This window comes from Sphingobium algorifonticola (genome assembly GCF_004005485.1).
Taxonomy (GTDB): Bacteria; Pseudomonadota; Alphaproteobacteria; order Sphingomonadales; family Sphingomonadaceae; genus Sphingobium; species Sphingobium algorifonticola.
This window is the reverse complement of the sequence record NZ_RZUL01000012.1, coordinates 35,976-45,144: the sequence shown is the minus strand read 5'-3', so window position 1 is coordinate 45,144 and position 9,169 is coordinate 35,976. Positions and strand designations below refer to the sequence as shown.

Annotated in this window: 11 protein-coding genes; 8 read left to right on the top strand and 3 right to left on the bottom strand. The window is 63.7% G+C overall.

Features of this window, described 5'->3' with window-relative positions:
• Positions 1-49: 49 nt before the first annotated feature.
• Genes ENE74_RS16900 through ENE74_RS16890 form a run of 3 tightly spaced genes read right to left on the bottom strand, consistent with a single transcriptional unit; the run spans position 50 to position 1,284 of the window.
• Positions 50-472, bottom strand: a complete 423-nt coding sequence (locus ENE74_RS16900) for a hypothetical protein (RefSeq protein ID WP_241242070.1) — start codon at positions 470-472, stop codon at positions 50-52.
• Positions 473-509: 37 nt separating this feature from the next.
• Positions 510-773 (bottom strand): AlpA family transcriptional regulator, encoded by a 264-nt coding sequence (locus tag ENE74_RS16895; protein ID WP_127692050.1) that lies wholly within the window; start codon positions 771-773, stop codon positions 510-512.
• Between the two features lie 49 nt (positions 774-822).
• Positions 823-1,284, bottom strand: coding sequence for a transcriptional regulator (locus ENE74_RS16890; RefSeq protein ID WP_127692049.1), 462 nt, complete (start codon positions 1,282-1,284; stop codon positions 823-825).
• Positions 1,285-1,632: 348 nt separating this feature from the next.
• On the opposite strand from ENE74_RS16890, the gene ENE74_RS16885 reads away from it, so the two are divergent.
• Genes ENE74_RS16885 through traC form a run of 8 tightly spaced genes read left to right on the top strand, consistent with a single transcriptional unit; the run spans position 1,633 to position 9,143 of the window.
• Positions 1,633-1,977 (top strand): TrbC/VirB2 family protein, encoded by a 345-nt coding sequence (locus ENE74_RS16885; RefSeq protein ID WP_127692048.1) that lies wholly within the window; start codon positions 1,633-1,635, stop codon positions 1,975-1,977.
• A 26-nt stretch (positions 1,978-2,003) separates the two neighbouring features.
• Entirely contained in the window at positions 2,004-2,291 is a 288-nt protein-coding gene (gene traL, locus ENE74_RS16880; protein ID WP_007013892.1) for a type IV conjugative transfer system protein TraL, read from the top strand.
• Between the two features lie 12 nt (positions 2,292-2,303).
• Positions 2,304-2,876 carry a type IV conjugative transfer system protein TraE gene (locus ENE74_RS16875; RefSeq protein ID WP_007011019.1) on the top strand — a complete coding sequence of 191 codons (573 nt, stop codon included), beginning with the start codon at positions 2,304-2,306 and terminating at the stop codon, positions 2,874-2,876.
• Positions 2,876-3,634 (top strand): type-F conjugative transfer system secretin TraK, encoded by a 759-nt coding sequence (locus ENE74_RS16870; RefSeq protein WP_127692047.1) that lies wholly within the window; start codon positions 2,876-2,878, stop codon positions 3,632-3,634. Before ENE74_RS16875 ends, ENE74_RS16870 begins: the two co-directional genes overlap by 1 nt.
• Entirely contained in the window at positions 3,627-4,961 is a 1,335-nt protein-coding gene (locus tag ENE74_RS16865; protein WP_127692046.1) for a TraB/TrbI/VirB10 family type IV secretion system protein, read from the top strand. Before ENE74_RS16870 ends, ENE74_RS16865 begins: the two co-directional genes overlap by 8 nt.
• Complete coding sequence (locus tag ENE74_RS16860; protein ID WP_127692045.1) at positions 4,958-5,848, top strand: DsbC family protein; 891 nt, start codon at positions 4,958-4,960, stop codon at positions 5,846-5,848. Before ENE74_RS16865 ends, ENE74_RS16860 begins: the two co-directional genes overlap by 4 nt.
• A 5-nt stretch (positions 5,849-5,853) precedes the next feature.
• Complete coding sequence (locus ENE74_RS16855; protein WP_127692044.1) at positions 5,854-6,597, top strand: conjugal transfer protein TraV; 744 nt, start codon at positions 5,854-5,856, stop codon at positions 6,595-6,597.
• Positions 6,597-9,143 carry a type IV secretion system protein TraC gene (traC, locus tag ENE74_RS16850; RefSeq protein WP_127692043.1) on the top strand — a complete coding sequence of 849 codons (2,547 nt, stop codon included), beginning with the start codon at positions 6,597-6,599 and terminating at the stop codon, positions 9,141-9,143. Before ENE74_RS16855 ends, traC begins: the two co-directional genes overlap by 1 nt.
• Positions 9,144-9,169: the final 26 nt, after the last annotated feature.

Sequence of the window (9,169 nt, the reverse complement as noted above, 5' to 3'; positions counted from 1 at the left end):
TCCGGTCGGGCTACGCCCGCCCTCCGCCGCACGCAGCGCAAGGCCATCTTCAACAAACCAACATCATATCCGAAAAGGGGTCCCTCTTCGACGCCGATCGGGGGTCCCTTTTGAACGCCGTTTGACAGATCTCCTGGCTGAACCGCTGCCAGACCGCGTCGTAGACACGGTGACGCCCATCGAACTTTACGAGCGTCGAGAAAAACGATTGGAAGAGCCCACGCTCGCCTTCCGGCGCTGAGCTGCTGGCCGAGGCTTCCACGTCACCGGCGTAGGCAGCGTTGAACCCGATCCAGAGCAGGATGAAGCGAACGTCCTGGTCTTCCTGTTCTGCTTCAGCCCGACGAAGCCAGGAAAGCGCACGATGAACGCGAAGGGTCAACGGCGTTGAAAAGCCGCCGCGAAGCGCGCGCTGCTTCTCTTTCAAGGCTTCAGGATGAAGAGGATTGCCTGCCGGGTATCGATAAACCATGCGCGCAACTTAGCGCGATGATTTCTTTCAGGATAGTTTACAGAACGTCTCGATGCGGCTTGTCCGCAATTGATCTGATCCACGCGTCGATTTCCTCCTCAACCCACACCGTGCACTTGGGCCCGAGCGAGCGGGATTTGGGAAAGCGCCCTTCGCTCATCCGCTGATAGATGGCCGAACGACGCAGGCCGACCCGGTCGATGACTTCGGGCAGCCGTAAGAGCCGGGCTGGCGGGGGGCCTGGTGGCGAAGCCTGGTCAGCGCTTGCGCCGTCCTCGGTAGGCTGGGGATGTGCATTCATGATCGCTCCTGTCGGGTCAGTTTCTCGGTCCCCTCCGAGGTGAATTGGATCAGCGCGGCAGCGCCATCGAAATGTCGCGGTTGGCAAAATCATCGATGTGCTTGGCAAGCATGCGGGCGACGAGCTGCGAAGTGCCGTTCGCCCACCGGGGCCGCAAATCTTCGACGCGTCGCCCAAGCGTGCGTTCGAGCTGACCTGGCAAGGCCGTGAAGAAGTCCTCAAGAAACTCCCCCATTTCGCTGCGCATCCATTCGCAGGCGAGATCCTCCTGACCAGCCAAGGCGAGGATCATGCTGGCGCGGGGAAAGGCGCCGCAGACATTGAGAACGCGCGCGGCTTCATCAAGACCGATCGGCCGATCGCCGCGCATCACACGAAGCAATGTCTCGCGGTGGATCCCGACTTCTCGAGCGATCTGGTGCTTGGGTTTGTCAGACGACTCGATTGCATGGACAAGAATGTGCGCGAGGCTGGTGTTGGCTTCGCCTCGGAATGGCGCGGGCTGGTGCATCGACAAAAACTCCAACGATGAGGAACCGAGTCGTAGCCATATCGCGCGTGATCTATGTAGGAAAATGAAAAGAACATTTACGGAACATATCGTTTCTAGGCGAATCATCCCCTAGGCCCGATTCGCCGACAATCACCGCCACGCTTGTCGGAATTCGTCGACGTTGATTACCAGATAAGCCGCTGTTTCTGCGTATTATCGCCGACGCCGGCCAATTGATGCGTCCATATCCGTCCGCCACTTCAGCCCCAGCGGCAATCCGACTTTCCTACATCGATTTCCTAGATGCATGTGGAACACACAGCGAACGAAAGAACGCTGGGTTCACCCCTCCAGATGGAGCTCCATATGCAGTCTCTCACCCTCTCCCGGCGTTCCGGCGCCATTGATCAGAACCCCTCGAAGTTCGGGCGGGCCATGACATTCGCGGTACCGCTTGCGGTCGCAGCACTGGCCGCAAGCGCCGCTTACGCCGGCGCCGACACGACATTCACCCCTGCCCTCACGAAATTCACCGATTTCCTCGAAGGCTCGGGCGGCAAGATCATCACGGTCCTCAGCCTTGCAGGCGGCCTCATCGGTCTCGCCTCGGGCCGGTTCTCGCTCGGACAGGTCGCTGTTCCGGTCGGCGTCGGCATCGGCGTTGGCACGGGTGTTCCGATCGTCACCTCGGTCGTCACCGCGGTCATCTGACGCATCGGACGGGAAGGCGCGTCGCCATGGCAGACCCATATATCATCCCGCGTCGGCTCGACGATCCGGAGCTCATCGGCTTCTGGACCATCGACGAGTTCGCCGGGATGCTCATCCCCTTCACCTGGGGAATCCTCAGCCAGCATATCTTTATCGGCATCATCGTTGCCTTCGGCGCCTGGTTCGCGCTGCGAAAGGCAAAAGCAGGACGCGCCAGCTCCTGGGTAGCCCATGCCGCCTATTGGTATCTGCCGGCCGGATTGCTGGGCCTGAAATCGACGCCGCCTTCCCACTGCCGCCTGCTTGCCGGTTGAGGGGAGATATCCATGTTTGCCGACATTTCACACGAGCGTCAGCAGTCGCTGCTGCGCCAGCGCAACCTCTTTGCGCTCACCAGCGCCGGACTTGGCATTGCGCTCGTCGTAGCGGTCAGCCTTGCTGCCACCCGCGACCGCGAAGTCGTCCTCCTTCCAACGCTCCCCAAGCAGCTCACTGTCAGCAGCGCGGGGGTCGAGGCCGACTATCTCGAACTCGTGACCCGCGATGCCGCGCTCGTTCTCCTCAATCGCAGCCCCGAGGGCCTCGACTACTGGATGGACGAGATCCTGAAGCTCGCCGATCCGGCAAGCTACGGGCGCCTCAAGGCCGATCTCGTCCGGATTGTCGAAGAGCAACGGGGTTCGGATGTCACCCAGGCCTTCGTCATCCGGTCGATGACCGTCGACCCCAAGGGGCTGACTTCCGATGTGACGGGCACGCTCAAGACCTTTGTCGGCGCCCAGGTCATCGCGAGCGACGAACGCCGTTTCCGCTTCAACTGGACCTACCGGGGCCTGCGTCTCGCGCTGTCAGGCTTCAGCCAGTTGCCACCCAAAGACCCAACGAAGGAGGCCCAGTGATGGCTTACCGACGCAAGAAGCGCGCGTGGAGCCTGGCTCTTTGCGCCAGCACCATGCTCGCATTTTCAGGAAGCGGCGCCCAGGCCGCCGACCAGTTCAAACAGGCTGCAGATGGAGCAAGCATCGAATGCGCCGTGTCGGCCCGCGAGCTGACGCGCTTCGCGCTTATCGACGACCAGTTTGCCAGCGTCTCGAAGATCTCGACCGGCACGCCCTACAACGATTTTGCGGTCACCAACGAACCGCTGCGCGGCGACATTTACGTGTCGGTGCCCGAGACTTATGCGGCGCGGTCGATCAGCTTCTTCGCCACGACCAAGAAGGGCTTCGTCTACAAGGTTTCCTGCCAGGTCGAGCCTGTCCCGGCAGTGCAGGTCTTCATCACCAACCCGGCGATCGCGACAAGCAAGGCATCTGGCTGGGAAAGCGAAACGCCGCTGGAGACGAGCGCAGTGCGGCTCATCCAGGCCATGGCCAATGACCAGACGGTCGATGGCTTCGAAGTCAGGCAGTCCTCCGCCCTTCCGGCACGGGTCGGCGATCTCGAAATCCAGCTCATCGCCGATTACCGCGGCAGCGCGCTTGCCGGAAAGGTCATCCGCCTGGCGAACCGTGGCCGCAGGCCGCTGGCGCTTGCCGAAGCTGATCTCGCGTCCTCCCAGACACTCGCAATCTCGATCGCCCAGCCCACTCTCAAATCGGGAGAAAGCACGGTCGCCTTCATCGTCGGTTCAAACGGAGGGTTGGGCCATGACTGATGCTCCCTCGATCTCAACCCCGGTACAGGCCGATCCGGCATCGCCGTCGCCAGTAACCAGCCTCAACGCGAAGACCGCACGGCGGCAGAAGCTTCTGCTTGGCTCCTTGGGCGCACTCGCGCTTGTCGGCGGCAGCTGGTTCATCCTGGGCGGCGACGACAACGCGAAGAGCGATGATCCCACCGCCGCGCAGACCATCGACACGGCAGGACTCATCAATCGCGACCTTTCGCAGCGTGAATTCGTCGCGACCTACGGCAACCGTCTCGATGCCGTGACCCGCGAGCAGAAGGCCATGAAGGATGCGAGCCTCCCGCGCGAGGAAATCGAATCCCAGCTGGCCGCACTCAAGGCGGAAAACCAGGCGATGCGCGTCGACGGCCAGGCCGCAATCGATGCGATCTCCGCTGAGAACGCGGATCTCAAGTCACGCCTTGCCAGCCAGGCCGCCCCGGCAGCCGCAAGCCTGCCGCCACCGGCCTATGGCCCGCAGGCGGGTGGCTACGATGCGCGCGGTCGACCGGTTCAGCCTGCCCCTGCGGGTTCTGCGCTGGGCGCAAGCGAAACCGGCCTGCCCGGTCCCGGTGAAGTCAAACTCATGAGCTTCACCGCCGACAAAGCAGGAGCCAGCGGACTGCGGGCGGCTCGCCCGGAAGCGCCGCCGGTGGTGGTCGAGGACTCGCCGGACTATCTGCCGCCCAATTCCTATGCTCCTGCCAAGGTCATCGTCGGCGTCGATGCGTCGGCGGGGGTCGCGAGCCAGACCGATCCGCTTCCCGTGGTGCTGCGCATTACCGGTCCGGCGCGATCGGTCATGCAGAACGGCAAGGTTCTGACCACGCGGCTTCAGGGCTGCATCGTCAATGGCGCAGCGCGCGGCGATCTCTCGTCCGAGAAGGTCTATGTGAAGCTGGCGCGGATGACCTGCGACCAACCCGGCGGGCGCGTCGCGGTGAGCGAGGTCAAAGGCTTCATCAGCTTTGCTGGAAAATCGGGCGTGCGTGGCCGTGTCGTCAGCCGCGAGGGCAGCCTTGTCAGCCAGGCCCTGCTTGCCGGGATTGTCGGCGGGTTCGGGCGCGGCTTTTCGGCGAACGCCAACAGCGTCTTCTCCGGCGTCACGACCAATGCCGATGGCACCCGCTCGAAGCTCTCTGCCGGCGACATCCTCGGCGGTGGGCTCGGCCAGGGCGCTGCCGATGCCGCCGATACGGTCAGCAAATATCTGATCGAGCGCGCCGAACAATACCAACCCGTCGTCGAGATGCCGACCGGCATCGATGTCGAGATCGTCTTCCTCGACGGCGTCTACGTGAGGAACTCCCAATGACCCGCGCCACAAATGATCCAACCCCCACCAAGCCGCGGCGCTGGCTGCGACCGGTGGCGACCGTTGCTGCCGTCGTCGCCCTGTCAGCCGCAACGGGTTGGGGCGTGGCCAGCCTCGCCTCCCCGGCTCAGGCTCCCGACACGGCAAAGGTGCGCGCCGCGCTCAAGCTGCGCCTCCCGAAGACGCCGATCGACGCCATCACCTGCGATGGCCTTGGCGGCCTGTGCGAAGTCGCCTCGAAATCGACGCTGTTCTACGTCGATCGCGCGGCCAAATATCTGGTGATCGGGCGCATCTACGACATGGAGGCGCGGCAAGACCTGACGGCAGCCCGTCTCCTCGCACTCAACCCAGACTTGCTGGCTGCTGGTGCTGCACGGCGGAGCAATGCCAACGAAGAAAGCCAGCCCGCCCCGCGCGCCACCCCGCAGAAGGTATCGCTCGCCGGCCTGCCCGCGAACGGCGCGATCACCTGGGGACCGGTGAACGGCCCCAAGGTCGTCGTCTTCTCCGATTTCCACTGCGGCTACTGCAAGAAGCTCGAAGCCGAACTGAAGGCGATCGGCGCGCGCGTCGAGGAACGGCCCATTTCGATCTTCGGGGCCGACAGCCGCCGCGATGCCGAACGGGTGCTGTGCTCGCCGCGCCCTGAGGTGTCCCTGCATATGGCCTATTCTGGTCTCGCCCTCGCCAATCCAAAGCCGTGTGACACGAGCGGGCTCGATGCCAACGAGGCCTTTGCCAAGGCCCATGGCTTCAACGGAACGCCGGTGATCGTACGCCCGTCCGACGGCGCGATCCTTGAAGGGTATCGCCCGGCTTCCGTGCTCCGCGAATTCCTCAAGCCCGCGAAAGCGGTTGCCCCAGTTCCGGCCAAGAAAGGATAATCGTCATGGGATTTTCCCACCGTATTCTCGCCTCTGCCTGCCTTGCCGTGCTGACCAGCGGCTGCGCCACCTTCGGCACCAATATCGAAGGCGATTTCACCTGCCGTGCCCCCAAGGGCGACTGCGCACCCAGCCAGGTGATCGATGCCCGCGCGACCAAGGATTTGTCCGCGAGCGGACCGGTCCATGACGGTCTGCGTCCGCCTGTTTCCGTCGCTTCGGGCGATCAGGGCCGCACCTCTGAGCGTACGCTCAGGATCGTCTTTCCGGCGCACGTCGATGAAACCGGGACGCTGCACGACGATGCTGTCGCCTGGGCGGTCGTCGAAAATCCGCGCTGGGCCGCAGAACTGCGCCGCAAGGCAGGCGAGGATACCGCCCCACCGCTGATGCGGCAGCTCAGGCGCCAGCTGAAGGCCGCGCAGGCCAAGAGCGATCTCCTGAACGAAACCGCAGCCCTTCCCCCGGCCGAACAGCCTGAAACCGAGACGTTCGATCTCGGTCAGCCCTTTCAGCCTTCGTCCTCGCTTGAGGACATCCCCTCTGCCTCGCCGCTGGTCCTCCCCTCCACGGCGCGCGAGGCGGTTGCCGGTGCGAGCGCACCGGCGGTCGAGGGGTTCGACATGGCGCAGCCCCCGCATGATCGAACCCCTCGGCCATCTGCCGACAAGGCCCCGCTGATCTTCCCGACCATCGAGGCGATCGAGGCCGCCAAGAACGCCGCCAAGGCACAGAAGGAGCCCAAGTGATGGCCGAGAAACTCAAGACGATCGTCGACAGGCTCCTCACCGGGCTTCTGGGCGATGCCGAGCACGCCGAGCATGACCGGCCCGCCCTGATGCTCGATCTGCTCTCGGACTGGCTCCCTTACCGGGTCTACGATCCGGCGAGCCGGCTCTATTTCAACGCGCGCTCGAAAGGCTTCGTGCTTTCAGTCACTCCCCTGATCGGGGCGGACGAACGCACCGGCGAGATTCTCGGGTCATTCTTCTCCGAAGGGCTTCCGGCAGGCGCCTGTCTCCAGGTCCTGCATCTTGCCTCCCCGCGCATCAGCCGGATCGTCGCACCCTGGTTTGCGCCGCGCTATGTCCAGGGCGGGGTCTACGAGGCGATTGCCCGTCACCGCGCACGTCGGCTCTACGGCCTTGTCTGGGAATCGGGCTCGCAGGATGCGCCTTTCCACGCCCGGCACCATCAGGTCATCGTTTCGGTCGGTGTGCCTGCGGCCAAGGCGGTCAGCAACGAAGATCTCAAGCAGACCCGCGACGGCCTTATTGCGATGTTGAAGTCGCTCAACCTGGGCGTCGCCGAAGTCGAGCCCCAGCAACTGATCGCGATCATCGACGACCTGACTTCGCCGACCACCGCGCCGCAGGACGATGCCGTGCCCTATAATCCGAACGACGCGATCGCGGCCCAGGCGATCCGGCACGATATCGAGCTCGTCATCCACGAAGACCGGATGCGGCTCGTCACCGAGCGGTTTCGTGCGACGGGCAAGATCGAAGACGGCGTTCCCGAGATCGGCACGGTCTATCCCGACGCGTTCGATGTTCGGCATTTTTCCTCGCGCAACATGCCCCAGCGCTGGGCGCCGTGGGAATGCGCGCGGCTCATCGGCGACATGTTCACCGACAAGCTGCGCTTCCCTTGCCCGGCGGCGACGATGCTGTGCCTCGTCTATCCCGATCAGGAAGCGGCTTCGGCCAAGGCCGGCTTCAAGTTCATGCGCACGACGAGCCTTGCCGGAACGCGCAGCGCGCGCTTCCTGCCCCGCATCGGTGAGCAGGCGGCCGAGTGGCAGCATGTGCAATCGGAGCTGCAGGAAGGCCGCCGTTTGGTGCGGGTCTTCTATGGCCTGACGACCTACTCCCCGCTCGGCCGCGGGGACCGCGACGAACGCGCGATCAAGTCGATCTACAAGGCGGCGGGCTGGGATCTTGCCGATGAGCGATACCTGCAGATCCAGGGGCTGCTGGCTGCCATGCCGATGACGCTGGCCGATGGACTTGGCGCGGACATGGAGCGCCTCAAGCGCTTCAAGACTGTACTCTCGACCACAGCGGCCAATATCGCTCCCATGCAGGGCGAGTATCTCGGCAGCGTCCATCCGCACCTGCTGTTCGTGGGCCGACGCGGCCAGCCCTTCTTCTGGTCGCCGTTCGAGAACGATGCTGGCAACCACAATGTCGCGATTTGTGGCAAGTCCGGATCGGGCAAATCGGTGCTCCTCCAGGAAATGTGCGCAGCGCTGCGCGGCGCTGGCGCGCAAGTCGTGGTCATCGACGACGGGCGCAGCTTCGAGCATTCGGTGAAGCTGCAAGGCGGCCGGTTCGTTGAGTTCACGATGAAGGCGGGCTTCTGCCTCAATCCTTTCTCGATGATCGATGGCGAACGCGCGGCCGAAGACGAGGATTACCGGCTCGACTGCTTCGGCATGGTGAAGGCCATTGTCGGCCAGATGGCGCGGCACAGTGCAAAGCTGAGCGACACCGAGCGCGGCCTGATCGACCGGGCGGTCAACATGGTCTGGAGCGAACGGGGCGTCGATGCCTCGATCACCGGCGTCGGCGAAGCACTGGCCGGTCTCGGCAATGAAGCCGCGAGCGATCTTGCCACCGCGCTTGCGCCATACATGGCCGGCGGCACCTATGGCGCCTTCTTCGAAGGCCAGGCGAGCCTCGATCTCGACACCGATTTCACCGTCTTCGAAATGTCTGACCTTGCCACACGCGAGGAACTGCGCAGCGTCGTTCTCTCGGCGATCATGTTCATGACCAGCCAGGCCATGACCCGCAGCCCGCGTTCGGTGAGGAAGCTGCTCTTGATCGATGAGGCGTGGTCGATGCTCAAGGGCGGCTCGATGGGCGAGTTCGTCGAAACCTATGCCCGCACTTGCCGCAAATATGGCGGGGCGCTGGCAACCGCGACGCAGTCACTCAACGACTATTACAAGTCGGACGGCGCGACCGCTGCGCTGGAAAACAGCGACTGGATGCTGATCCTCCAGCAGAAGCCCGAGACGATCGCCGATTTCAAGGCGTCGAAGCGCCTCGACATGGACGACCGCACCGAGACCCTGATCCGCAGCCTGAAGCGTTCGGGCAGCGATTATTCGGAAGTCTTCATCAAGGGCCCGGAGACCGAAGCCATCGGTCGGCTCGTGCTCGATGACTATTCGGCGACGCTGTTCTCAAGCTCGCCCCAGACCTTTGCCGCGATCGATGCCGAAATCGCGCGCGGCCACCAGCTTGCCGACGCGATCGAACGGATCGCCTTTGCCAATCGAACCTGACTTCTCCCTCCATCCATCCTAGGACA

Coding starts and splice junctions, on each gene's coding strand:
- ENE74_RS16865 (WP_127692046.1), top strand. CDS start 3,627: ATGACTGATGCTCCCTCGATCTCAACCCCGGTACAGGCCGATCCGGCA.
- ENE74_RS16885 (WP_127692048.1), top strand. CDS start 1,633: ATGCAGTCTCTCACCCTCTCCCGGCGTTCCGGCGCCATTGATCAGAAC.
- ENE74_RS16855 (WP_127692044.1), top strand. CDS start 5,854: ATGGGATTTTCCCACCGTATTCTCGCCTCTGCCTGCCTTGCCGTGCTG.
- ENE74_RS16875 (WP_007011019.1), top strand. CDS start 2,304: ATGTTTGCCGACATTTCACACGAGCGTCAGCAGTCGCTGCTGCGCCAG.
- ENE74_RS16870 (WP_127692047.1), top strand. CDS start 2,876: ATGGCTTACCGACGCAAGAAGCGCGCGTGGAGCCTGGCTCTTTGCGCC.
- ENE74_RS16860 (WP_127692045.1), top strand. CDS start 4,958: ATGACCCGCGCCACAAATGATCCAACCCCCACCAAGCCGCGGCGCTGG.
- ENE74_RS16900 (WP_241242070.1), bottom strand. CDS start 472: ATGGTTTATCGATACCCGGCAGGCAATCCTCTTCATCCTGAAGCCTTG.
- ENE74_RS16895 (WP_127692050.1), bottom strand. CDS start 773: ATGAATGCACATCCCCAGCCTACCGAGGACGGCGCAAGCGCTGACCAG.
- ENE74_RS16890 (WP_127692049.1), bottom strand. CDS start 1,284: ATGCACCAGCCCGCGCCATTCCGAGGCGAAGCCAACACCAGCCTCGCG.
- traC (WP_127692043.1), top strand. CDS start 6,597: ATGGCCGAGAAACTCAAGACGATCGTCGACAGGCTCCTCACCGGGCTT.
- traL (WP_007013892.1), top strand. CDS start 2,004: ATGGCAGACCCATATATCATCCCGCGTCGGCTCGACGATCCGGAGCTC.